24 protein-coding genes, 1 tRNA gene, 1 rRNA gene, 1 other RNA gene and 1 other annotated feature are annotated in these 23802 nt (G+C 38.0%); of the genes, 5 read left to right on the top strand and 22 right to left on the bottom strand.

What is annotated here, in order from left to right; translation table 11 throughout:
- Window positions 1–263 precede the first annotated feature (263 nt).
- The 6 genes from OPF91_RS19015 to ffs all read right to left on the bottom strand — a co-directional run bounded on the left by OPF91_RS19015 (window position 264) and on the right by ffs (window position 4074).
- Window positions 264–542, bottom strand: a complete 279-nt coding sequence (locus tag OPF91_RS19015) for a pro-sigmaK processing inhibitor BofA family protein (RefSeq protein ID WP_264990493.1) — start codon at window positions 540–542, stop codon at window positions 264–266.
- Window positions 543–610: 68 nt separating this feature from the next.
- Window positions 611–826, bottom strand: coding sequence for a YaaL family protein (locus OPF91_RS19010; protein WP_264990492.1), 216 nt, complete (start codon window positions 824–826; stop codon window positions 611–613).
- A gap of 15 nt (window positions 827–841) precedes the next feature.
- A complete protein-coding gene (gene recR, locus OPF91_RS19005) occupies window positions 842–1438 on the bottom strand; it encodes a recombination mediator RecR (protein WP_264990491.1) in 597 nt (198 codons plus the stop codon).
- An 11-nt stretch (window positions 1439–1449) separates the two neighbouring features.
- The gene (locus OPF91_RS19000) at window positions 1450–1764 is read right to left on the bottom strand and encodes a YbaB/EbfC family nucleoid-associated protein (RefSeq protein ID WP_264990490.1); all 315 of its coding nucleotides are present in this window, start codon (window positions 1762–1764) and stop codon (window positions 1450–1452) included.
- 21 nt (window positions 1765–1785) lie between these two features.
- Window positions 1786–3573: a DNA polymerase III subunit gamma/tau gene (dnaX, locus tag OPF91_RS18995; protein WP_264990489.1), complete on the bottom strand. Its 1788-nt coding sequence runs from the start codon at window positions 3571–3573 to the stop codon at window positions 1786–1788.
- 233 nt (window positions 3574–3806) lie between these two features.
- Window positions 3807–4074: signal recognition particle sRNA large type (gene ffs / locus OPF91_RS18990), an RNA gene on the bottom strand.
- A gap of 478 nt (window positions 4075–4552) precedes the next feature.
- On the opposite strand from ffs, the gene OPF91_RS18985 reads away from it, so the two are divergent.
- Together OPF91_RS18985 and OPF91_RS18980 are read left to right on the top strand one after the other, a co-directional pair.
- The gene (locus OPF91_RS18985) at window positions 4553–5602 is read left to right on the top strand and encodes a hypothetical protein (RefSeq protein ID WP_264990488.1); all 1050 of its coding nucleotides are present in this window, start codon (window positions 4553–4555) and stop codon (window positions 5600–5602) included.
- Window positions 5603–5781: 179 nt separating this feature from the next.
- Window positions 5782–5874 (top strand) — tRNA-Ser (locus OPF91_RS18980).
- Window positions 5875–5965: 91 nt separating this feature from the next.
- Here the strand turns inward: OPF91_RS18980 and OPF91_RS18975 are convergent.
- From OPF91_RS18975 to OPF91_RS18935, 9 genes are all read right to left on the bottom strand, one after another.
- Entirely contained in the window at window positions 5966–6583 is a 618-nt protein-coding gene (locus tag OPF91_RS18975) for an RraA family protein (protein WP_264990487.1), read from the bottom strand.
- A 12-nt stretch (window positions 6584–6595) separates the two neighbouring features.
- Window positions 6596–7510: a methyl-accepting chemotaxis protein gene (locus OPF91_RS18970; protein ID WP_264990486.1), complete on the bottom strand. Its 915-nt coding sequence runs from the start codon at window positions 7508–7510 to the stop codon at window positions 6596–6598.
- A 202-nt stretch (window positions 7511–7712) separates the two neighbouring features.
- The gene (locus OPF91_RS18965; RefSeq protein ID WP_264990485.1) at window positions 7713–8381 is read right to left on the bottom strand and encodes a deoxynucleoside kinase; all 669 of its coding nucleotides are present in this window, start codon (window positions 8379–8381) and stop codon (window positions 7713–7715) included.
- Complete coding sequence (locus tag OPF91_RS18960) at window positions 8378–9016, bottom strand: deoxynucleoside kinase (RefSeq protein ID WP_264990484.1); 639 nt, start codon at window positions 9014–9016, stop codon at window positions 8378–8380. The genes OPF91_RS18965 and OPF91_RS18960 overlap by 4 nt, the downstream gene beginning before the upstream one ends.
- A gap of 139 nt (window positions 9017–9155) precedes the next feature.
- A complete protein-coding gene (locus tag OPF91_RS18955; RefSeq protein WP_264990483.1) occupies window positions 9156–11573 on the bottom strand; it encodes a heavy metal translocating P-type ATPase in 2418 nt (805 codons plus the stop codon).
- An 82-nt stretch (window positions 11574–11655) separates the two neighbouring features.
- Window positions 11656–11862, bottom strand: a complete 207-nt coding sequence (copZ, locus tag OPF91_RS18950) for a copper chaperone CopZ (RefSeq protein ID WP_264990482.1) — start codon at window positions 11860–11862, stop codon at window positions 11656–11658.
- A gap of 16 nt (window positions 11863–11878) precedes the next feature.
- Window positions 11879–12178, bottom strand: coding sequence for a metal-sensitive transcriptional regulator (locus OPF91_RS18945; RefSeq protein WP_264990495.1), 300 nt, complete (start codon window positions 12176–12178; stop codon window positions 11879–11881).
- Window positions 12179–12242: 64 nt separating this feature from the next.
- Window positions 12243–13181 (bottom strand): cation diffusion facilitator family transporter, encoded by a 939-nt coding sequence (locus tag OPF91_RS18940; RefSeq protein ID WP_264990481.1) that lies wholly within the window; start codon window positions 13179–13181, stop codon window positions 12243–12245.
- Window positions 13182–13197: 16 nt separating this feature from the next.
- Window positions 13198–13503, bottom strand: coding sequence for an ArsR/SmtB family transcription factor (locus tag OPF91_RS18935; RefSeq protein WP_264990480.1), 306 nt, complete (start codon window positions 13501–13503; stop codon window positions 13198–13200).
- Window positions 13504–13670: 167 nt separating this feature from the next.
- Between OPF91_RS18935 and OPF91_RS18930 the strand changes: the two genes are divergently transcribed.
- Entirely contained in the window at window positions 13671–14204 is a 534-nt protein-coding gene (locus OPF91_RS18930; RefSeq protein ID WP_373877075.1) for a GNAT family N-acetyltransferase, read from the top strand.
- 130 nt (window positions 14205–14334) lie between these two features.
- Here the strand turns inward: OPF91_RS18930 and OPF91_RS18925 are convergent, their stop codons facing one another.
- A complete protein-coding gene (locus OPF91_RS18925; RefSeq protein WP_264990478.1) occupies window positions 14335–15366 on the bottom strand; it encodes a beta-carotene 15,15'-monooxygenase in 1032 nt (343 codons plus the stop codon).
- A gap of 118 nt (window positions 15367–15484) precedes the next feature.
- Between OPF91_RS18925 and tadA the strand changes: the two genes are divergently transcribed.
- Complete coding sequence (gene tadA, locus OPF91_RS18920; RefSeq protein WP_264990477.1) at window positions 15485–15982, top strand: tRNA adenosine(34) deaminase TadA; 498 nt, start codon at window positions 15485–15487, stop codon at window positions 15980–15982.
- 17 nt (window positions 15983–15999) lie between these two features.
- Here the strand turns inward: tadA and serS are convergent, their stop codons facing one another.
- The 3 genes from serS to pdxS all read right to left on the bottom strand — a co-directional run bounded on the left by serS (window position 16000) and on the right by pdxS (window position 19065).
- A complete protein-coding gene (serS, locus tag OPF91_RS18915; RefSeq protein ID WP_264990476.1) occupies window positions 16000–17286 on the bottom strand; it encodes a serine--tRNA ligase in 1287 nt (428 codons plus the stop codon).
- A gap of 62 nt (window positions 17287–17348) precedes the next feature.
- Window positions 17349–17566, bottom strand: a binding site (T-box leader).
- Between the two features lie 49 nt (window positions 17567–17615).
- On the bottom strand, window positions 17616–18179 hold the full coding sequence (gene pdxT, locus OPF91_RS18910; protein WP_264990475.1) for a pyridoxal 5'-phosphate synthase glutaminase subunit PdxT: 564 nt from the start codon (window positions 18177–18179) through the stop codon (window positions 17616–17618).
- A gap of 1 nt (window position 18180) precedes the next feature.
- Window positions 18181–19065, bottom strand: a complete 885-nt coding sequence (gene pdxS / locus OPF91_RS18905) for a pyridoxal 5'-phosphate synthase lyase subunit PdxS (protein ID WP_264990474.1) — start codon at window positions 19063–19065, stop codon at window positions 18181–18183.
- A gap of 105 nt (window positions 19066–19170) precedes the next feature.
- Between pdxS and pdxR the strand changes: the two genes are divergently transcribed.
- Entirely contained in the window at window positions 19171–20580 is a 1410-nt protein-coding gene (gene pdxR / locus OPF91_RS18900) for a MocR-like pyridoxine biosynthesis transcription factor PdxR (RefSeq protein ID WP_264990473.1), read from the top strand.
- 33 nt (window positions 20581–20613) lie between these two features.
- Here the strand turns inward: pdxR and OPF91_RS18895 are convergent, their stop codons facing one another.
- The 3 genes from OPF91_RS18895 to rrf all read right to left on the bottom strand — a co-directional run.
- On the bottom strand, window positions 20614–21945 hold the full coding sequence (locus OPF91_RS18895; protein ID WP_309297452.1) for a D-alanyl-D-alanine carboxypeptidase family protein: 1332 nt from the start codon (window positions 21943–21945) through the stop codon (window positions 20614–20616).
- A gap of 108 nt (window positions 21946–22053) precedes the next feature.
- Window positions 22054–23517 carry an IMP dehydrogenase gene (gene guaB / locus OPF91_RS18890; protein ID WP_264990472.1) on the bottom strand — a complete coding sequence of 488 codons (1464 nt, stop codon included), beginning with the start codon at window positions 23515–23517 and terminating at the stop codon, window positions 22054–22056.
- A gap of 175 nt (window positions 23518–23692) precedes the next feature.
- Window positions 23693–23802, bottom strand: a 5S ribosomal RNA gene (gene rrf, locus OPF91_RS18885); the annotation flags it as partial.

Genomic DNA, 23802 nt, shown 5'->3' with positions numbered 1-23802 from the left:
CTGACGCTATGTTTCACTACGCTTTCGCACAGAAAACATTGCTGGCATCATATTTTGGTATGATGTCCAAAATTGTCTTACTTTATTGATTACGCTTTGTTTGTTCAGTTTTCAAGGTTCATGTTTTCGTTGCTTACCAACAGCAACTTTTATATCTTATCACAGTAGATGATTCGTGTCAACAGTTTTTTAAAAACTAATTTTCATAAGTCATCTTAGCGACTTGTATTAATATACCATACTATTTTCATTTTGCAATACTTTTATAAAAAAAAGATTAAAGCTACTATTCCTAGTAAACCTGGAATTCCTAATATAGCAATCGTTAAGACAGAAAAAATGTTAATAGGAACACTCACAGCATACTCCAAATACCCTAAACCTATATGAAGAGTAAAGAGTAATAAAAATGCAAAGGCCACTCTAAACCAAAAAACAGATAGCCCTTCTAAAACCTTTCCTAATTTAACATGCCTTATTATTATATAAAGAAAAAGAAGCACAACAGGGATAACTATACTTAGCACAACTAACTCTGACATAGGAATTTCCCCCTCTTATCATTTCGTTATGAAAGTCTATGTTCCCTATTCCACTTCTATACTTCACACTATTTCAGAATCACTCGGCGATTTCTGGCTTCTTTAAATAAATAAAAGTGAATACTTTCTGCTGCTTTTCGCTGAGCGATAACACTTAAATCATAGTCATCTTGTAATTCTTCAATAATTTTTGCCTGTTGTAAATCCTCTTTTGTTTCCTTTATCAGATTTACTAGTTTATCATCGAATTCTTTTTTTAATTTACCCTTACGACGGAAAAACACCATAATCCCCTCACTTTATAATTCTCGACGCCCTTCCATCGCCTTGGACAGGGTTACCTCATCTGCATACTCTAAATCTCCACCTACTGGTAAACCATGTGCAATACGTGTTGTACGAATGCCTGATGGTTTAACAAGACGAGAGATATACATAGCAGTTGCCTCACCCTCAATTGTAGAATTCGTTGCTAAGATTAATTCCTGCACAGTTTCGCTTTGTAAGCGTACTAATAATGAAGCAACATTAATATCTTCTGGACCAATACCATCCATTGGTGAAATAGCCCCCTGTAACACATGATATAGACCGTTATAATCACGCATTTTTTCCATTGCAATAACATCCTTTGTATCTTGAACAACACAAATAATAGAAGCATCACGTTGTTTATCAGTACAAATATGACATGGATCTACATCTGTTATATTGCCACAAACCGTGCAATAGCTTAAATTTCGTTTTGCATCAATTAAAGATTTAGAAAAGGTTAAAACATCCTCTTCTTTCATTGTTAAGACAAAAAAAGCCAGACGAGCCGCGGTTTTCGGCCCGATACCTGGCAGTTTCATAAAGCTATCAATTAACTTTGATATTGGCTCTGGGTAATACATACATACACCTCTTAGAATGGTAGGTTAAGACCTTGTGTGAATTTACCCATTGTTGAATTTGTTTTTTCATCTACTTTTTTCAATGCTTCATTTGTCGCAACAACAATTAAATCTTGTAGCATTTCAATATCTTCTGGATCTACCACTGACGCATCAAGGTTCACTTCTACTACTTCACGTTGACCAGTAACCGTTACTTGTACCATACCGCCACCAGCTGCACCAATAAATTGCTCTGCATTTAGTGCCTCTTGTGCCTCCATCATTTCTTTCTGCATTTTTTGCATTTTCTTCATCATACCTTGCATATTGCCCATTCCACGCATATTCATATTCCTCCTAAATAGTTAATCTTCTATAATTTCTACAAAATCTTTGCCAAACAATTTTTCCGCCTCAACTACAAGCGGATCTTGAGAAGGGAGCAATTGCACATCATCAATAAATGGCTCCTCCGCTGTCTCTGTCGGTGGTGGCTCTAATAATTCGACTTCGTGTGTTGTCGACGGTTGCGTTTCTTTTTGTTGCTGCAACCCATGCTCACGAATAAAATCTTCACGTAATTTCACCCACGCTTCTTCTGGCGTACAAAGTAACTCATACGTTGTGCCTGTTTGCGCTGCAAGTAATTGCGTAAAGTGTGCTTTTAATGTCTGATTATCAGCTACCATTTGACAATGAATATCATACTTGAATTTTAACACAAAAGCACTCGAAGATGCTGCTACAGGCTCCGCTTCTGCGAGAAGTGCTGATTGTGATTTTTGCATTTGATTTAAAACCTGTGGCCATACAGCTTTAATTCGTTGCACATCTTGCTTTGTCGCATCTTTAAGAATTTCCTGAATACGACCCGTTGGCGCTTTATAACCACTTGGCCCTTTTGCTCGTGGACGTTGCTCTTGCTGTACATTTGGCGCTTGTGAAGGTGCTCCCAGCTGTAATTGTGCTGATAGTTGTTGCACCATTTGCTCCAATGACATTATTTTTTGAGCTAGTTCAGGGCTGACCACGGCTTCAGTGGTTGCCATTGTTACTGGCGATACACCACCTGAAAAATGCACCATTTTTAAAAGCGCTGTTTCTAAATATATTTTTGTATGATGGGAAAATCTCATTTCCTGCTGCGTTTTTGCCAAAATATCAATATAACCGTAGAGCATATCTGGTGTAAAATCATGTGCTAAAGCAACTACTCGTTCATCTGGTGATGCTAGTTCTAGCAATTCAGCTAAATGGTCACTCGTTTGTAGTAATAATAAATCACGATAAAATGTAATTAAATCCTCTGACAATCGCAGTGGATCCTTGCCATCTGCAATCAACTGCTCTAACAAACTTAGCATTTGTGCTACATCTTTTGCTTTTAACGCCTCTGTTAAATCATAGAAGGTTTCTTGGCTAATTGAGCCTGTCACTAATAAAGCATCTTCTAGCTGTAACATCTCTCCGCTAAACGAAACAACTTGGTCTAATAAACTTAAAGCATCCCGCATACCACCAGCCGCTGCTTGTGCAATTACCTTCAAGCCCTGTTCTTCATAAGGCAAATTAATATCCTCTAATACTACCTTCATACGCTCGATAATATCGTTTGTTGAATGACGCTTAAAATCAAATCGCTGACAACGTGAAATAATCGTTGCTGGTAGTTTATGAGGCTCTGTTGTTGCTAAAATAAATACGGCATGTGGCGGAGGTTCTTCTAATGTTTTCAAAAGTGCATTAAAAGCACTTGTAGAAAGCATATGCACTTCATCAATAATATACACTTTGAATCTGCTACTAGCAGGGGCGAATCGAACCTTTTCAATAATATCACGGATTTCTTCGACACGAGAATTAGAAGCTGCATCAAATTCGATGACATCAGGATGTGACCCATTCGTTACACTAATACATGTAGCACATTCATTACACGGTTCATTTGTTGGTGCTTGCTCACAATTCAATGCTTTAGCAAAGATTTTAGCTGCACTCGTTTTCCCTGTTCCCCGTGGTCCTGAAAACAAATAGGCATGTGTTGTTTTATTTGCGAGGAGAGCATTTTGTAGCGTTCTTTTGACATGTGTTTGACCTGACATCTCTCGAAAAGTTTGTGGTCTATACACACGATAAAATGCTTGATACGTCAATGAGCTTCTCTCCTTTTTTAGTTAGTTGATGACGTTATGGCTAGATTTCCCCATAGCGTTTATCTTAGTTCAACGGGCGTTTAAACACCTGCTGAACTAAAATAAACCATCTGTATTATAGCATTAATTTGAAAGCTATAGTGTAACCATTTTCTTATCTTGTCACACACGGTTATTTATGAAAAAACGCATTTGCCTCTGTAGACAAATGCGTTTGAAATGACATTTTCATGCCGTGCACCTATTTTTGACTGCCGCACATAAGCGTTACTCTTGTCGTTAGCTCAGATTAGGCAACCCCGCGGCACATGAATAAGACCACTTAATGCTGCTTCCTTCCGGCCCTGACATGGTTCATGGGTATCCATTGCGCAGGACCCAATCGTCAACACTACGTGCAAAAGGCAGACCAAACAATACGGACAGCCTCGAGCTAGGAATTCAGTCTCGCTAGAGCGGATTGCGAGTTACAGGGCACCGCTACCTCCCCACCTAGCACGGCAATCTCTAGTATACTGACAGTTTACACAAATTGCAACTTTCATACACAAAAATTTATATGCTGCATCCGAACACCCATGATTTCAGTTGTGGGCACTGAAAAAGTTCAAGGCAGGGAGAGGTTCCATTCACCTCCCTGCTTTTTCTTCCTATCTCATTAGCGTATACTAAAAGAAGGAAAATACAAAGGTTGGACGCCTATGGTTATCCAACAAAAAATGATTTGGCAACGCTTTTTTATACACTATTTATCCTATAAGACCCAATTCAAAATATGAAACAAAATTAATATGCAGAATTGAGGAAAATATCCCCCTGAATAAAGTTCACTTTATTTAGAAGGTCGGTCGATTTGGCTTGGAAATACAGGGAGCAACTACGAATTTCAACCGGATAGTGAAGCTACTGAAAATGAAGAAACCTATCAATATAATATGACCCCAGTATTAGCAGAAAAACAGTAGAGGAGCAAGCGTAAATGGAATTTAAAACAGTTGATGAATTAGCAGCACATTTAATCGCAAATGGGGTTAATCCAGTACAGGCGGTAACTACAGCACAAGAAACTTTCGCTAAAAACAAGGCTGTCACAGATGAAGAATGGTCAGTAAAAGGCTGGTTTAAACGTGCAGCTCGTAAATTAACATCTTCTAGCTGTGATGTACTAATTGGAAACTTGATAGTGGAGTATAGCCAATCGAATGCCCCAGCAGAAAAAGCTGAAATTATGCATTTTATTAAACATTTAGAAGAAGGCTTCTATAAATCGAAAGTAGAGCCAATAGTAGTCAAGTTACGTGGGTGGACAATTGATGTATCTGGAAAAGTGATGAATGGCTTATACTTTACAGGCGAACATGTCAATAAAAGTACACAAACGAGTTTTCTAAAAGAACTAGGCTCATTGGTTGGACAAGTTACAGGTGATATAGTCGGTGGTACTGTAAAGTTAGTAGGAGATATAACTGGTAGTGACCTTATTGAAGATATCGGAGAAAGTGTTCAAAAAGCATCTTATTTTGCTGGAGACAAGCTTGGCAAAGCGGCAAGCGGCACTTGGGATGTTGCAGCAGGTATTATTATGCAAGATGAGCGTCAGTTAAATGCAGGATTTAGTGACTTAGGTTCAGCAATTGGTGATACTGTGAAGGCTACTGGTCACACCGTAGTAAATGTTGTAGAAAACAGCTCAAATGTTATTGATGGAATAGCAAATGGTAATACCAATCAAATGAAAGATGGCGCTTTAGGTTTAGTTAAGTTTGGCGTTGTAGGAGCTCTGGCTTTTGGTGTATTTGACTTAGTAGATGGTGTCGATTTGCTTAATAGTGACTCAATCACTGTAACCGATGATTTGTCTACATCTGAAGACGTATTAATAGACAATCAAAATACGCACCATGTGGAGCCACATGAAAGAACATTAACCAGTGGGGAAACCATTTGGGTTGATGGCGATGGAGATTCATCCGTCAACACTTATGAAGGCTGGAATCAAACCAATCCTGATTATCGTGAAAAAGCATAATTGTCTTTGATGCAGATGAACTTTATCACTTATTTTAAATAAATTAGATTTATCAGCATATATTAATAGAACCGTAACGATTGTTATAATGACAATCGTTTTTTTATCTTAAAATTTTGTTGACAGAAGTAGTAAGATATGATAAATTTACTTTTGTCGATAAGACATTTATATTGTATGGAGGTATACCCAAGTCTGGCTGAAGGGATCGGTCTTGAAAACCGACAGGCGGGTAACACCGCGCGGGGGTTCGAATCCCTCTACCTCCTCCATTTTTACGTCTACATAAGTAGTCGTTTTTTTTTGTTCAAAACTAACTGAAGTCTATGTGGGATTCACACTACCACATAGACTTCTTATTTTTTATTTTTTTAATACTTTATCCAAATAGGCTAGAATTGATTCTTTGCCATTTCTATGTGCTTCTTTTGCGCGTAATTCATCTTTCTTTAGCTTGTCCTCAGCCGCTTTCGCAATGAATGGTGCATCTTTTTCAGGTACAACCACCACACCATCTATATCACCAATAATATAATCGCCTGGCTGTATTGGAATGTCTCCGATAGCAATAGGTACATTTACTTGACCGCCACCATTTTTATTACCTGCTGCTACAGTTGTGCCCAGTGCAAAGACAGGAAAATCCATCTCAAGAATCGCTGCAATATCTCGAATAACACCATCTACCACCAAACCTTGTATCCCTAGTCCTTTTGCTAAAGATACTACAAAGTCTCCTGCTACGGCACGATTAGTATTCCCCTTTGCATCAATGACAAGAATGTCTCCTTCATTTGCAAGACGAATTGCTTCTAATACAGCACCATTTTCACCATCAGGTAAACGGACAGTTACAGCACGTCCAGCTATTGCAAAATGCTCTGCTAATGGCTTAATCGCATTGCTTAAATTAGTATGTCCTCCTGTAGCATCTGAAATCGCTGTAGTAGGTAGATGTGTAAATTTGATATGTTCACCCATATAGTACGTCTCCTAAATGATTGCAATAAATTGTTTAGATTGTACATCCAATGCTTCTGCTGCAGTTGCAATTTCATTAAAATCTCTTGCTGTTATACTAATTTGCTCATGCGTCTTCTGTACCTCACTAGCTATGCGAGTAATACTGTTTGTCACTTGATTAATTTCACGCTCGATACCTTCCACATTGTTTTTCACTTCAGCTATGGACTGTTCCACTTTTTCCGAAAGTTTTCTTACCTCTTTCGCTACCACATCAAATCCTCGTCCATATTCACCTGCTCTTGCTGCCTCAATTGCTGCATTTAACGCAAGTAAATTCGTTTGTGCGGCAATTTCCTGTATCGTTTTGACAATACCTTTAATGGATTCTGCCTGTTGCTGTAATTGTGAAAGATTTTGTACATTGTCCTCGGATTCTTTGGCTACTCCTTGAATCGTTTCACGTAAGCCTTCACTATTTTGAATACCTGCTTCTGAACGATTATATAGCTCTTGAGACATTAATTTTAAAACATCCGCTACACTCAAAATTTCGATTTGACGGTCTGTTATGTCCGTTGCAATTTTAGAGACGCCCACTACTTTTTTAGAGTCCGTCGCAAAAACAGGCATATATGTAGCCTCTAGCCAAATTCGATTTCCTTGAGCATTAACCCTTTCTACCTTTCCTTGGTAGCTTTGCCCTGCAATTAAGTTATTCCAAAATTTTTTATATTCCGAACTATTGGCATACTCAGGTAAACAAAGTTGATCGTGAGTCATCCCAACCATTTCCTCTACGGTATAACCCATTGTTTTAGCAAAAAGTTCATTGACATATGCCACTCGATGATTCACATCAAAGCGGATAACAGCTACATTACGTTCAATTGCTTGTACTACTAAATCATCTGTTACTTGTACATCGTTTCTTGCTATTTCCATATTTATACACCCCGTTTGTTTTTATCATCTAGAGCTAATATTACTCCTTTTTTAAGAATGATTATATGTCATTCAGAAATTTTTCTATCCAACTCCCTTCCATTATATAAAATTGTAGACATTTGATATAGCCCAAATTCTGATTATTATGAAGTAATATAAAAGACCTGAGGCAGTTTAACACTGTTCAGGTCTTGGATGATTATTTTTTTAATGTCTTTGTTTGTTCTAACATATAGCTAATACGACTGACAATGGATTCAATCGCATCAGGATTTTTCAATAAATCATAGTCATTAATGTCTAGACGTAATACAGGACAAGCATTAAAACTATTAATCCAATTTTCATAGCGTTCGTGCATTTCAATCCAGTAATCGTGAGGTGTTTGTTGTTCCATCGCACGACCACGTTCTTGAATACGTCCAATCACATCATCAATTGGCCCCTCTAAATAAACAACTAAATCAGGATGTGGGAAATACGGTGTCATCACCATTGCATCAAATAAATTCGTATATGTTTCATAATCTGTTGGGCTCATTGTCCCTTTATCAAAGTGCATCTTTGCAAAAATACCTGTATCTTCGTAAATGGAACGATCTTGAATAAAGCCTCCTCCATATTCAAAAATACGCTTTTGTTCTTTAAAGCGTTCTGCTAGGAAATACACTTGTAAATGGAAGCTCCATTTTTCAAAATCCTCATAAAATTTATCTAAATAGGGATTCGTATCTACCTTCTCAAAGGATGTACGAAATTGAAGTGCTTCTGCTAATGCCTTTGTCATCGTTGATTTGCCCACACCTACTGTCCCTGCAATCGTAATGACAGTTTGTGGTGCAATATCGTATTTCTCTCTTAAATTCATGCCTGTAAACTCCTTTGTTGTAACGTATCCTGTATACTACTTAATACCAATTTCAAATCCCCTGTACTTTTTACAAAGTCTAGCTGATCCCCATCAAAATGAATGACAGGAATTTCTGGATGCATCTTCTCAAAATGCTCAATAAACAAATGATAATCTTCCACAAGCTGCTCCATATAGCTACGTGCAATCATCTTCTCAAACTCACGACCACGCATCGCAATTCGCTGCATCAACGTATCAACACTTGCATGTAAATACACAACTACATTCGGTACAGGCATGTCCTTCGTCAAAATCTTATAAATCTCTTCATATTTTTCATACTCTGATGGTATCAATGTACGTTTTGCAAATATTAAATTTTTAAAAATATGATAATCCGCTACAACAGGTTTATCCTGTATTAAACGAAACTTTTTAATATCCGTCAATTGCTTATAACGGTTACACAAAAAGAACATCTCTGTTTGGAAACTCCATTCCTCAATGTCCTCATAAAACTTATTTAAAAAAGGGTTTTCGTCTACAATTTCTTTTAATAGATGGTAATTAAATGTCGCTGCAATTTCTTTCGATAGAGAAGTTTTGCCAACGCCAATTGGACCTTCTACTGTAACAAATGGAACTACCACTAGAAGTTCCTCCTTTTATAGTTTAAAAATAATCAGTGCTTTTCATTGTATCATATCGAGCGCATGAAAAACAGAATACCTCTGCTAGACATAAAAAAATAGAACAAACGATTTTCTCTGTTTGTTCTACTAGCAATCATTACCCTTTTAATTTAACACGCTGCAAACGCAAGGCATTTAAGACAACGGACACAGAGCTAAAGGCCATTGCTGCACCGGCTACCCATGGAGCAAGTAGGCCGATTGCGGCAATTGGAATGCCTAATGTATTATAAGCAAATGCCCAAAATAGATTTTGCTTAATATTGCGCATTGTTTGACGGCTCATCATAATCGCATCTGCAATACTATTTAAATCACCACGAATTAGCGTAATATCTGCTGCTTCCATTGCGACATCTGTCCCTGTCCCAATTGCCATCCCAATATTAGCTGTTGCCAGTGCTGGTGCATCATTAATGCCATCACCAACCATCGCTACTTTTTTACCCTGTGCCTGCAATTGTTTAACTTCCTCTGCCTTGCCCTCTGGAAGCACTTCGGCAATCACATGATCTACACCAACTGCTACACCAATTGCTCTTGCTGTACGTTCATTGTCACCCGTCATCATGATTACTGTAATACCCATCTGTTGTAGACGATGAATTGCCTCTTTGGATGTTTCCTTCACAGTATCTGCTACTGCCACTAAGCCTGCATATTGACCATTAATTGCTGCTAGCATCGCTGTTTTACCATCTTCCTCAAGCTGCTCCATTATCGGTAACACAGCTTCGATTGCTATGCCATATTGCTGCATTAATTTTCGAGTACCAATGACAACACCTTGACCAGAAACAGTCGCCTGTACACCATAGCCTGGAATTGCCTCGAAAAATTGTACTTCACCTAGCTCGATGCCACGCTCTACAATCCCTTGAACAATTGCCTCTGCCAATGGATGCTCTGACTGCTTCTCTGCCGCCCCAATCAATGTTAGGAATGTTGCTTCCTCTTGATGATTTGCTACAATCACATCTGTTAAGACAGGCTTACCATGTGTAACAGTACCTGTTTTATCCACTACAACTGTATCAATGCTCTGTGTTTGTTCTAGATGCTCGCCACCTTTAAATAAAATACCGAATTCCGCAGCACGTCCAGAGCCAGCCATAATAGAGGTTGGTGTCGCTAAACCAAGTGCACACGGACAGGCAATGACAAGTACAGCAATTAATACTTCTAGTGCAGGTGTAAATTCTCCTGGCTGCACCCATAGTAGCCATACAAGAAATGTCACCAGTGCAATCCCCACAACAATCGGTACAAAAATACCTGAAATTTTATCTGCTAAACGTTGAATCGGTGCTTTTGAGCCTTGTGCATCCTCAACTACTTTAATAATTTGCGCTAAAGCTGTATCACGTCCAACCTTTGTTGCTATCATTTTGATAAAGCCGTTTTTATTAATTGTGGAGCCGAATAATTGATCGCCTTGTTTTTTATCAACAGGTAAACTTTCCCCTGTTAGCATCGACTCATCAACAGCTGTTGCTCCCTCTAAAACTTCACCATCTACAGGAATTTTTTCTCCTGGTTTAACAAGTAGGACATCACCCATCACTACTTCTTCTAATGGAACTTCTTGTTCAACACCATCACGTATTACAACAGCCGTTTTCGCCTGTAGGCCCATTAATTTTTTAATCGCTTCTGAGGAACGTCCCTTTGCCTTTGCTTCAAACAATTTCCCTAATAAAATTAAGGTAATCAATACAGCACTTGTTTCAAAATATAAATGTGGTCCATGATGTGAGCCAATCGTCACAATGGATTGATACACACTATAAAAGTACGCAGCCGATGTCCCCATCACCACAAGTACATCCATATTAGCACTACCATTACGTAATGCTTTATACGCTCCTACATAAAATTGTTTCCCAATAATGAATTGTACAGGTGTTGCCAATAGCATTTGCACCCACGGATTCATTAAGAACTCAGGTACATATAAAAACGATGTAAATGAAAAATGACCAACCATCGTCCATAGGAGTGGTAATGCTAAAATAGCAGCCCAAATAAATTTTTGCTGTTGCTGCTTAATCGCCTGCTCTCTATGGTCTACGGTTTCTTGCTCATCTGCCTTTTGATGTGCCCCATAGCCTAATTTCTCCACCTTCGCAATAATATCCACTACTGTTAGCTCAGATGGATTAAACTCTACTGTTGCTTTTTCTAACGCTAAATTGACATTTGCAATCGACACGCCGTCTAATTTATTTAAACCCTTTTCAATACGTGTTGCACAAGCTGCACATGTCATCCCTGTAATATCCAGCTCTGCCTTTTGTTTCACAACTCCATAGCCAAGTGCTTCAATTTTCTTTTCAAAATCAGCTTCCGTCAATTTCGTGGCATCATACTTAATAGCTGATTTTTCAAGTGCTAGATTCACATTCGCCTGTTCTACACCGTCCATTTTATTTAAACCTTTTTCAATACGTGTCGCACAGGCCGCACATGTCATCCCTGTAATTTGTATGTTTGTCTCTTTTATTTGTGAACTCATCTTTTATTCACCTCATTTTATACCTCAAGGGGGTATATATTTTTGAAAATAAGAGAGCGCCATCACAGCACTCTACTTATCATTATTTTACATCATAGCCTTGGTCATCAATGGCTTCTTTAATTTGCTCTACAGATACTTGTGCATCATTAAATGCTACATCCACCAAGCCCTCTGCTAAGTTTACTGTTACTTGCTCAACACCAGTTAAAGCACCTACACCTTTTTCCACTGCACTTACACAGTGTCCACATGACATTCCTTGTACATTTAATGTTACGTTTTGCATATAAAATCTCTCCTTATTATTTTTTCATTAATTTTTGAATCGTTACGACTAATTCATCTAAAACGGCTTCGTCTCCCTCTGATAAACGATCGACGACACAGCCCTTTAAATGACCTTCTAATAATATTTTGGCAACGCTATTTAAAGCCGACTGTGTGGCAGATAGCTGTGTAATAATATCATCACAATAAACATCTTTATCAATCATTCCTTTAATGCCGCGAATTTGTCCCTCGATTTTATTTAAGCGAGTCGTTAAATCCTTTTTCACACGTTCAGGATGATGACTTTTTCGACAGGATGTATCTTCCACTATGCTTCACCTCCAACCTCACTATCATAATACTATACCCTAGATAGGTATGTAAAGCATAAAATTTTTAATGATGATGGTGATGTACAGAAGCATCTGCTTTTAATTGGCATAAAATTGAACGGTCATGCTGATGTGCTGTCGTTTCCATTTGAATCGTTACATGTTGAATACCTTTGTGCACCATAGCATGTTCAACCTTTCTCAATAATTGCTCGCTTTCTCCAATCGTTAACTGTTCGTCAACCACTGCATGACAGGATAAAGCATTGACGCCACTCGTAATAGTCCAAATGTGTAAGTCGTGAATGCTATGAATACCTGCTTGCTCTATTGTTTTAACAATATCGGCTACATCCATATGTTTCGGTGTTCCTTCCATCAAAATATGAACAGCATCCTTTGTCACATAATAGCCACTTCTCAACACTAATAATGCGACAATAACACTCGCTAACGGGTCTGCCCAGCCCCAGCCGAAGAACATAATAAGCAATGCTGCGATAATGGCCCCAACAGAACCAAGCATATCACTCAGTACATGTAAAAAAGCTCCACGCATATTCAAATTTTCCTCTGTATCTCCACCACGCATCATAATCCAAGCCACTAATATATTGACTAACAAACCAATGGTGCTAATAATAAGCATTCCTGTTGTAGCTACTGCTGGAGGATTAGCAAAACGTTCAATCGCTTCATAAAAAATAAATAGCGCAATGCCCATTAACGTCACACCATTTAAGACAGCAGCTAAAATTTCAAAGCGTTTATAGCCAAAAGTTTTACTATAGTTTGCCGCTTTTTCTCCTAATGTAAACGCCAGCAATGCAATTCCTAAAGAAATAGCGTCACTCAGCATATGTCCTGCATCGGATAATAAAGCTAAGCTATTTGTCATAAACCCACCTATCGCCTCTACTACCATATAGCTTGTAATAATGATAAAGGATAGTAACAATATTTTTTTATTCGTTCCGTGTGTATGATCGTGATTATGTCCCATCGTTAGACCTCCTTAATTAATGATGTGTTGCATGGTCAATAGCCTGCTGCAATAAATTCATGACATGGTCGTCATCCTTTGAATAGTATAAGGTCGTACCCTCTCGTCGAAACTTCACCAAACGTAAATTTTTTAAAAAGCGCAATTGATGTGATACAGTAGATTGCCCTAAATCTAACATTTCAGCAATATCATTAACAGAATGCTCGTCACTGCATAATAAATTTAAAATACGAATTCTTGTTGGATCACTTAAAGCTTTAAATGTTTGCGACACCACAAACAATGTTTCCTCATCCAAGTGTTGATTTTTTTTATCCATGTAGGTCACTCCTTTTATATATGAGCATATAATCATATATAAATATATAGCTATTTTTCATTATTGTCAAATACCATAGTTGCAGTTTATCGTGTGAAAAATTTCCTTTATACTATGTGAGAATGGGAAATATTTTTAGACGAGGTGTTCGATTGCATAAGATAAGAATGGAAACAGAAAGATTAGTTATTCGCTTATTAGAAGAAGGGGATTATTCCTCGTGGCTTACCCAATATGAAAACCGTTTACCTTCTCAGCATCAATACGATGAAGGGAAATTAGACATGAGCATCTGTACGAAAGAATGGTTTGGTGATTTAGTTACTAAACATCATCAGATGGCTGAGAGTGACAAGGTGTATGTTTTTGGCGTGTTTAGAAAAGTAGATAATATTCATATTGGTTCTATCGATTTTTCAACAATTATGAGAGAAGAATTTCAATGGGCTAGATTTGGCTATACCGTTCATAATCACTTTTGGAGAAAAGGCTATGGTAAAGAGGCTGTAAAAGCTGCTATTGATTTAGCGTTTGAAAAATTAAATTATCATCGCATAGAAGCTCACATAAACCTTGATAATATACCATCTATAAAGTTAGCTGAAAGTGTTGGAATGGTTTATGAATGCACAAGGAAAGGGTTTATATATGAGGACGATAAATGGACTGATCATCTCATTTACTGTATAAAAGCAAAGTGAATTTTCTTCAATGAATGGCATAGTTGCTTTATTTGTATAAAATATATTTAATGTCGATAAAAATCTCATAACATTAACTCCATTTTGACTAAATTTTTTCAAAATGGAGTTTTTGCATTTTCATCAATCTTTACGCTAAAGTACCTCTTGATAAAATACTTTTTAATTCTGACGGATCATCTGATTTGATGGCAATATGTTGATATTCTCGTTCAATCCCCATCATAAAGGTTACAGGAACAGGCTTCTTCAGTTTCACAATAAAATCAGGATGCACACTTTCAAAATCACGTAAAATAAAATCTACCATATCCTTGGAGCGTTTTTTCGTTAGTAGTTCTGGATTATCTAGAATTGCTTCAATATTATCCAAATCAATTTTTACGCGTTTTATTAACCCTAATGATAGATACACCGCTTGTTCATCAATAGATACAGGATTTAAACGCATCGCCTGTAAATCTGCTAGGAAGAACACAACAGAGTAAATGTTAAGGACTAATAATATAATTGAAATGATTGGCGCTTTTGCATGTAGCCAATAATGTATGCCAATGGTCTCAACAATAATGGCATGAATCATCATAATCTGAAATGCCATATAGTTTGATTTTTTATACAACGTCAATCCTTTAGGAACCGCTTTTCTCCAGCTACAAAAGGCATAATAAAGCATCAGTATTTCTGAGCAAATTACTTGAATAATAGGATGTTGCTTAACATATTTCCCTACAGCATGCGAAAAGGAGAACAGTGTTGGAAGCTGACTTCTCTTTACATCTTGTATAATCTTTGGCATATAACGTATAAACGTGATAATCAATAAAAATTCCACTAATACAAGACATCCCTCAATAAAAATGCCACTCCATGTAAGCATATTATAAGGAGCTATCAACTCACTAGGGACAATCAAACGAAACAACACACAACCAAATGCGATAAATGCAATCAATGTCTTTAATGACAATTTGTTGCGATAGAGTAGCATAAATAACGGGAAGCAAATCATTAAATCGAGTAATGACCCTATCACAACAGGCTGTACTTCATCAGGTAGTAGATTTATTCCGATAGATGTGTGATAAAGCATGTAGTTTCCGCTTAAAACAAAAAGTAACAGTACAAGCCATATAGGTTTTGCCCTTGCAATCCAACCCATTTTCATCACTCCTCATAGTAATTATGCTCATTACCTTCATTATATAGTAAACAATGCTGATGAATGTTTTGATATTGTGAACAATGCAAGCTAAACTTGAATGAAGAGGTGGATTCATATGACTATTGACCAACAATTTATGCAAGAGGCATTAACCGAAGCAAAGAAAGCAGCGGCTCTTGGCGAAGTACCTATTGGCGCTGTCCTCGTTTACAATGGAAAAATTATTGCACGTGCCCATAATTTACGTGAAACTACCCAAAATGCTACAACACATGCAGAATTATTAGCCATTCAAGAGGCATGTGAGCAAATAGGGAGCTGGCGTTTGGAAGATACCATCCTTTACGTCACACTGGAGCCCTGTCCGATGTGTGCAGGTGCTATTTTGCAATCTCGTATACCACGGGTTGTTTATGGTGCAAGGGATATAAAAGCAGGCTGTGTCGATTCTTTGTATCGTTTATTAAATGATGCCCGCTTCAACCATGAGTGTGAAATAACAGAAGGTGTGTTATCAGAGGAATGTGGACAAATTTTAACTGATTTTTTTAAAGCTTTACGTGAAAAGAAAAAAGTTATGAAGAAAGCACAACAGCCAAACACCTCTAACTAAAGTGTTTGGCTGTTATTTTATTTTACTGGTGCAGCAATAACTTCTTTCCCACCCATATACGGTCTTAACACCTCTGGAATCACTACACTTCCATCAGCTTGCTGGTAGTTTTCTAAAAGAGCAGCCACTGTACGACCAAGCGCTAAGCCTGAGCCATTTAATGTGTGTACATATTCTGGTTTGGCATTTGGCTCACGACGGAAACGAATATTTGCGCGGCGTGCTTGGAAATCCTCAAAGTTAGAACAAGAAGAAATTTCACGATAAACATTTTGTGCTGGAATCCATACTTCTAAATCATATTTTTTCGCAGCCGTAAATCCTAAATCAGCCGTACACATTTTTAATTTACGGTATGGTAAGCCTAGTAACTGTAGCACCTTTTCAGCATGTGCTGTTAATAGCTCCAACTGCTCATAAGATTCTTCTGGCTTCACAAAGCGCACTAATTCTACCTTGTTAAATTGGTGCTGGCGAATTAAACCTCGTGTATCACGTCCTGCTGAACCTGCTTCTGAACGGAAACAACCGCTATAAGCAACAAAGCCCTGTGGTAACACATCTGCAGATAAAATTTCATCACGATAATAGTTTGTCACAGGCACTTCTGCTGTTGGAATCATGAAATAATCCAATTCCTCTAGCTTGAAAACATCCTCTGCAAATTTCGGCAACTGTCCAGTGCCTGTTAAGCTATCACGATTGACAATCATCGGTGGTAGCATTTCTTCATAGCCATGCTCCTCTGCATGTAAATCCATCATAAACATCATTAATGCACGTTCTAAACGAGCGCCAAGACCACGATAGAATAAGAAACGGCTACCTGTCACCTTTGCCCCACGTTCAAAATCAACAATTTGTAAATCCGTTGCAATATCCCAATGTGCTTTAATCTCAAAATCAAATGTTGGAATATTCCCCCATGTATATTCCTCCACATTATCATCCTCTGTCGTCCCAACTGGCACAGACTCATGTGGTACGTTTGGTAAACGCATCATCATATCTTTAAAGCGTTCCTCTACATCATTTAATTGCTCATCTAAGGCTTTAATTTCATCGCCAACTTGACGCATACGAGCAATCACTTCATCTGCATTTTCCTTATTGCGTTTCATCACTGAAATTTGCTCAGATACTTTATTACGCTCAGCCTTTAATTCCTCTGTTTTCGCAATTAATTCTCGACGCTTTGCATCTAATTCCTCAAAATCGTCTAAATTCCCTAAATCCTCATTACGTGTTAATAACATTTCTTTAATTTCCGCAAAATTTTCACGGACACGTTTAATATCTAACATCGCCATACCTCCAGTAAATGTTTGATGATAGTAGTAAAAACACAAAAAAGCCCCCATCCCATAAAAGGGACGAGAGCTACCCGCGTTGCCACCCTAATTGATTAGACAAAATACAGTCTAATCCACTTATTACATAACGGCATTTCAGCCGGCGCCAGCCTACTGTTCACTTCGACTGTGCAACTCCAGGACGGATTCACAAGTGCCTTTATCAGCTTCCACCAGCCGCTGACTCTCTAAAAAATGCGTGCTTGCTACTACTTCCTATCATCGTGTTCAAGTATTTGAAATTTAACCATACTGTACTATAATAAACGACATTTTGCAAGCTATACTATAGAGGTTACAAAATATTCAAGAATGCGTGTGTCTGCCGTTAATTCAGGATGAAATGAGCAACCTAAGAAATGTCCATCCTGTGCTAACACAATCTTCCCATCATGTTCCGCTAAAATATTGACATTCTCTCCAACAGACGTGATATGCGGTGCACGAATAAAAACAGCAGGAATCGATTGACCAATAACAGGAATATCAAGCTGCACTTCAAAACTATCCACTTGACGACCATATGAATTACGAGCAACCGTTACATCCATCACCGCCAAATGTGGTTCATAATCGACCAATTCCTTCGCCAATAAAATTAATCCTGCACATGTACCAAACATTGGTAAACCTTGCTGTGCCAACGTACGAATAGGCTCTAGTAGCTGGTAGCGATCTAGCAATTTCCGCATTGTTGTACTTTCTCCACCTGGCAGTATAAGACCATCTAGCTGATTCAAATCTGCTATTTGCTTCACAAGCACTACCTCACAGTCAAGCTGCTCTAGCATTTGTACATGCTCCCTCACCGCTCCTTGTAATGCTAAAACACCCATTCTTTTCATTTTACCAACCTCGCTCCTGCATACGTTCATTTGGATGAAGCTGTGCAATATCGATTCCCTTCATCGGTGTGCCGAGTTCCTTTGAAATTTCTGCAATTAATTTATAATCTCGATAATGTGTTGTTGCCTCGACAATAGCACGTGCAAATTTCTCTGGATTGTCAGATTTAAAAATACCCGAACCAACAAAGACACCATCTGCACCAAGCTCCATCATTAACGCAGCATCAGCAGGTGTTGCCACGCCACCCGCTGCAAAATTTACAACTGGCAAACGACCAAGACGCTTAATCTCTCTTAATAATTCAAATGGCGCACCAAGTAATTTTGCCTCTGTCATCAATTCATCTTCTGTCATCCCCACCACTTTTCGTACTTGCGCATTGACCTTACGAATATGACGAACAGCCTCCACAATATTTCCTGTCCCTGGCTCTCCTTTAGTGCGTAACATGGAAGCACCTTCCCCAATACGACGCGCCGCTTCTCCTAAATCCCGACACCCACAGACAAATGGCACTGTATAATCACTTTTCAATAAATGATACTCTTCATCTGCTGGCGTTAATACTTCACTTTCATCAATGTAATCAACACCCATTGCCTCTAACACACGAGCCTCTACAATATGTCCAATACGAGCCTTTGCCATTACAGGAATAGATACAGCCCCCATGACCTCTTCCACAATGCGAGGGTCAGCCATACGAGCAACACCACCTGCTTTGCGGATATCCGATGGTACACGCTCCAATGCCATAATCGCAACAGCGCCTGCTGCTTCTGCAATTTTAGCTTGCTCTGCATTGATGACGTCCATAATAACGCCGCCCTTTTGCATCTCTGCCATTCCACGTTTCACTAATTCTGTACCTGTTTGTTTCATTATTTCCAACCTCCACCTTTATGATAAAATTTAGTATAATATAATTTGACCATATAAAAATATCCAGTTTTATATATATTAATAAGGTCAGGAGGAAAATGAACAATGGATATGCTGCTATTTCAACTTGAAAAAAATAGTGAAAAACCGCTTTATGAACAACTTTATAACGGTTTAAAAGAGGCGATTATCACAAAGAAAATTACAGTAGGAGAAAAATTGCCTTCAAAACGGAAATTAGCGGATTTTCTCAATATTTCTCAAACAACAATTGAAATTGCTTATGCACAATTACTAGCAGAGGGCTATATTATGTCAAGATCACGTGTTGGCTATTTTGTAGAGGAAATCGATGAGCTTCCATATGTACAGCAAGATACAGCAATTACGATAAGTGAGCAACCAAAGAAAAAAGTTTATACAATTGATTTTAATCCTAGCTCTATCGATATTGATTCTTTTCCATTTCAAATATGGCGCAAATATGCAAAAGAGCTGTTAGATAATACTTCAAAGGCATTATTACTAGCTGGGGAACCACAAGGTGAGTTATCTTTACGCACAGAAATTGCCCATTATTTATATCAATCACGAGGTGTTATTTGTAGCCCTGAGCAAATTGTTATCGGTTCAGGAACGGAGCAATTATTACCGATGATTTTACGTTTATTTGACGATCACACTTGTTTTGCACTCGAAAATCCTGGCTACCCTGCTGTTCACCGCATGTTTTCTCAACATAAACGTCATGTTTATCCCATTGCAGTAGATGGGGAAGGCATTATTATTCATGAGCTTGAAAAAACGACAGCAGATGTTGTTTATATTACACCGTCACATCAATTTCCAACGGGTGCTGTCCTATCTGCTACTAGACGTGCACAGGCATTAAATTGGGCTGCTCAGAGCTCTTCTCGTTATATTATCGAAGACGATTATGATTCCGAGTTTCGTTATAGTGGAAAGCCTATTCCTGCACTACATGCACTAGACCGTAATGATAAAGTAATTTATATGAGTACCTTTACTAAATCATTAATGCCATCTCTACGTGTTGCTTATTTTGTATTGCCACCTAAATTACTAGCGACGTATAATGATATCTTTAGCTATTATTCATCCACTGTGCCACGTTTCGATCAGCATATTGTAGCTAATTTTATGCGCGATGGACATTTTGCAAAACACTTAAATCGCATGCGCAAAATTTACCGTAAAAAGCATGATAAATTAACAACCGCTTTAGAGCAGTATACACAAGCAATTCATATTACAGGTGAACAAGCAGGTATGCATATTTTATTAGATGTCCAGCATTCATTAACAGAACAGCAATTGCAACAATTAGCTAGAGAAGCAGACATTGGCATCTATCCACTATCTACTTATTATCTTCATGCTACTCCTACTACTAAAACTCAATTTTTATTAGGTTTTGGTGGTATTCCTGTACATGAAATTGAAACAGCGATTGAAACATTAATGGATTGTTGGGCAATAAAAAAGAACACGTGACCTAAAAATCACGTGTTCTATATACATTACCTATTAAAATAATCCACCAACAAAACCTGTTATACTCCCCCACAAATTACCGAAGAAATTTCCGATTCCTTGGAAGAACAATGAAATGCTACTAGCACGCTTTACTGACGTTGTTGTCACAACATCGACTGAAATATCCTTACCATCAATAAAACCGTAATCTGTGCCTTCTGTGCGCTCCACAATTACCTTTCCAACAACCGTATCCTTTTTCACTTCTGCTTCAAGACTTTTTTTATCTAATACTAACTTTGGTTTATATAAATCTTTATCAGCAGATTTAATCATCAAGGAAACAGGTTCTTTTGCGGCAATAGCCACTTTATCTTCTTTTCCTTTAGATACTTTTATCGTTTTTTGCTTTTTAAATGTGTAGTTAGCTGGTAACACTTCTTGCTTTGTAAATTGCGTAAAGCCATAATCAAATAATTTGGCTGCTGCATCAAAGCGAGCCTTATAAGAGCCTTGTCCTTTTGCATCTACTGCTTTCATCACAACAGCAATTAATCGTGTGCCATTACGCTCTGCTGTACCTGTAAAGCAATGTCCCGCAAAATTCGTCGTTCCCGTTTTTAAACCATCCACACCTTCATATTGATAAACTAAACCAGGCAACATAAAGTTCCAGTTTTCCATTTTGATAGCATCTTCTGTACCTTCACGGAATGTCTTTTTGGCAATTTTAGATGTATCTAATACTTGAGGATGGTCTTTTAATAAATGATAAGCTAATTTTGCTACAGATTTAGCAGGCATAACATTTTCATCTTCCGGACCTGTCCCAGCAGGCTGCATACCAAATAAGTCTGCATTATTAAGCCCTGTTGCATTTACAAATTTATAGCCCTCTAAGCCAAGTTCTTCTGCCTTTTTATTCATCAATTTCAAAAACTCTGTTTCTGTCCCTGCAATCGTTTCTGCAATTGCTACTGTTGCTGCATTTGCTGAATAAATAGCCATCGCTTCATATAGCTCACGAATTGTATAAGAACCATCTCTACGCAAAGGTACGTTACTTAATGCGCGATTTTGAGACATACGATACGTGTAATCTGTTACATGGTACTCCTGCTCCCATTTCACTGTTCCTGCATCAATTGCATCTAATAATAAGTATTCCGTCATCATTTTCGTCATACTAGCGATACCTAAAGCTGTATCTGCATTTTGTTCATATAAAATTTTCCCTGAGTCTGCGTCAATTAATATCGCCGCATCTACCGTTAACCCTAAACCAGATTCTGCACTTGCTTTTGTAGGCATTGTTGAAAAAATGCTAAATAGCAAAACTGGGATAAGGCATAAACTTACAATGGTGTTCATTTTTTGTTTCACCTTTAAAACCCTCCAAATATAATCTTATCTTCGACATTTTATCATAAAAAAATGCTCTCGCGTCATCTTTGTAGACGATTTGAGAGCATAAAAGTTGCTAGAAATATATTACATTGAGTAATTTGGTGCTTCTTTTGTAATTTGTACATCATGTGGATGTGATTCACGTAAACCTGCACCTGTCATACGCACAAATTGAGCATTATCACGTAAATAGTCTAAGTTTGGTGCTCCACAATACCCCATCCCTGCACGAATACCACCAATCAATTGATAAATTGTATCTGCTAGAGGGCCTTTGTAAGGAAGTCGACCTTCAATACCTTCAGGAACTAACTTTTTTGCGTCTTCTTGGAAGTAACGATCTTTTGAACCCTTTTCCATTGCTCCAATAGAACCCATTCCACGATATACTTTAAAACGACGCCCTTGGAAAATTTCTGTTTCACCAGGAGATTCTGAAGTACCTGCAAGGAGAGATCCTAACATAACAACGTTCCCACCTGCTGCCAGAGCTTTTACGATATCGCCTGAATATTTAATACCACCATCAGCAATAATTGATTTTCCTAATTCACGTGCAACTGTTGCACAATCATAAACAGCTGTAATTTGTGGTACACCCACACCTGCTACAACACGTGTCGTACAAATAGAACCTGGTCCAATACCAACTTTCACTACATCAGCTCCAGCTTCAAATAATGCACGCGCACCTTCAGCAGTTGCTACGTTACCTGCAATAATCTCTAATTCTGGGTACGTTTCACGAATCGAGCGTATTGTCTCTAGAACACCCTCTGAATGGCCATGTGCTGTATCAATAACAACGATGTCAACCTGAGCTTCTACTAGCTTTCCAATACGTAACATCGTGTCTTTAGACACACCAACTGCAGCGCCTACTAGCAAACGACCATGTACATCCTTAGCTGCGTTCGGGAATTCAATAACTTTTTCAATATCTTTAATAGTGATTAAGCCTGTCAATTTACCTGCTTCATCTACAATCGGAAGTTTTTCGATTTTATATTGTTGAAGAATTTTCTCAGCATCTTCTAAAGTTGTTCCAATAGGTGCTGTAATTAAATCTTCTTTCGTCATAACATCTTCAATTTTTAAAGAATAATCAGAAATAAAACGTAAGTCACGATTTGTAATAATACCTACTAATTTTTGATTTTCCATACTATCTACAATTGGTACACCTGAAATACGATATTTCCCCATTAAATGTTCAGCATCAAACACCTGATGAGTTGGAGTTAGGAAGAATGGGTTAGTAATAACACCATTTTCAGAACGTTTTACTTTTTCTACTTGCTCAGCTTGTTCATCAATGCCCATATTTTTATGAATAATACCGATACCACCTTGACGTGCCATAGCAATAGCCATTTTAGATTCTGTCACAGTATCCATTCCTGCACTAATCATCGGAATATTTAATTTAATATTCGGTGTTAGTTGAACTGATAAATCAACATCTTTCGGTAAAACTTCAGAATGAGCTGGTACTAACAATACATCGTCAAAAGTTAAACCTTCTTTGGCAAATTTAGTTTCCCACATTTTCGTAACTGCCTCCTATAGTGAAATGAATATTAATTGTAAGATTAACAACGTGCTAGGCTACTGTCAAGGAACTTCTAAAAGAAAGATTATTCAGAAATATATAAACCCTATTAAAAGGGGATTTTTAAATATACAAAAACCAGCCAACTAGTAATCAGTTGACTGGTTAATTGCGAAGCGATGTCCTACTCTCACAGGGGGAATCCCCCAACTACCATCGGCGCTAAAGAGCTTAACTTCCGTGTTCGGGATGGGAACGGGTGTGACCTCTTTGCCATCATC

The organism is Lysinibacillus piscis, from assembly GCF_026012395.1.
Lineage (GTDB): Bacteria > Bacillota > Bacilli > Bacillales_A > Planococcaceae > Lysinibacillus > Lysinibacillus piscis.
This window is presented reverse-complemented; position numbering and strand designations above follow the sequence as displayed.

Coding starts and splice junctions, on each gene's coding strand:
- OPF91_RS19015 (WP_264990493.1), bottom strand. CDS start 542: ATGTCAGAGTTAGTTGTGCTAAGTATAGTTATCCCTGTTGTGCTTCTT.
- recR (WP_264990491.1), bottom strand. CDS start 1,438: ATGTATTACCCAGAGCCAATATCAAAGTTAATTGATAGCTTTATGAAA.
- OPF91_RS19000 (WP_264990490.1), bottom strand. CDS start 1,764: ATGCGTGGAATGGGCAATATGCAAGGTATGATGAAGAAAATGCAAAAA.
- OPF91_RS18985 (WP_264990488.1), top strand. CDS start 4,553: ATGGAATTTAAAACAGTTGATGAATTAGCAGCACATTTAATCGCAAAT.
- OPF91_RS18975 (WP_264990487.1), bottom strand. CDS start 6,583: ATGGGTGAACATATCAAATTTACACATCTACCTACTACAGCGATTTCA.
- OPF91_RS18970 (WP_264990486.1), bottom strand. CDS start 7,510: ATGGAAATAGCAAGAAACGATGTACAAGTAACAGATGATTTAGTAGTA.
- OPF91_RS18965 (WP_264990485.1), bottom strand. CDS start 8,381: ATGAATTTAAGAGAGAAATACGATATTGCACCACAAACTGTCATTACG.
- OPF91_RS18955 (WP_264990483.1), bottom strand. CDS start 11,573: ATGAGTTCACAAATAAAAGAGACAAACATACAAATTACAGGGATGACA.
- copZ (WP_264990482.1), bottom strand. CDS start 11,862: ATGCAAAACGTAACATTAAATGTACAAGGAATGTCATGTGGACACTGT.
- OPF91_RS18940 (WP_264990481.1), bottom strand. CDS start 13,181: ATGGGACATAATCACGATCATACACACGGAACGAATAAAAAAATATTG.
- OPF91_RS18935 (WP_264990480.1), bottom strand. CDS start 13,503: ATGGATAAAAAAAATCAACACTTGGATGAGGAAACATTGTTTGTGGTG.
- OPF91_RS18930 (WP_373877075.1), top strand. CDS start 13,671: ATGGAAACAGAAAGATTAGTTATTCGCTTATTAGAAGAAGGGGATTAT.
- OPF91_RS18925 (WP_264990478.1), bottom strand. CDS start 15,366: ATGGGTTGGATTGCAAGGGCAAAACCTATATGGCTTGTACTGTTACTT.
- tadA (WP_264990477.1), top strand. CDS start 15,485: ATGACTATTGACCAACAATTTATGCAAGAGGCATTAACCGAAGCAAAG.
- serS (WP_264990476.1), bottom strand. CDS start 17,286: ATGTTAGATATTAAACGTGTCCGTGAAAATTTTGCGGAAATTAAAGAA.
- pdxT (WP_264990475.1), bottom strand. CDS start 18,179: ATGAAAAGAATGGGTGTTTTAGCATTACAAGGAGCGGTGAGGGAGCAT.
- pdxS (WP_264990474.1), bottom strand. CDS start 19,065: ATGAAACAAACAGGTACAGAATTAGTGAAACGTGGAATGGCAGAGATG.
- pdxR (WP_264990473.1), top strand. CDS start 19,171: ATGGATATGCTGCTATTTCAACTTGAAAAAAATAGTGAAAAACCGCTT.
- guaB (WP_264990472.1), bottom strand. CDS start 23,517: ATGTGGGAAACTAAATTTGCCAAAGAAGGTTTAACTTTTGACGATGTA.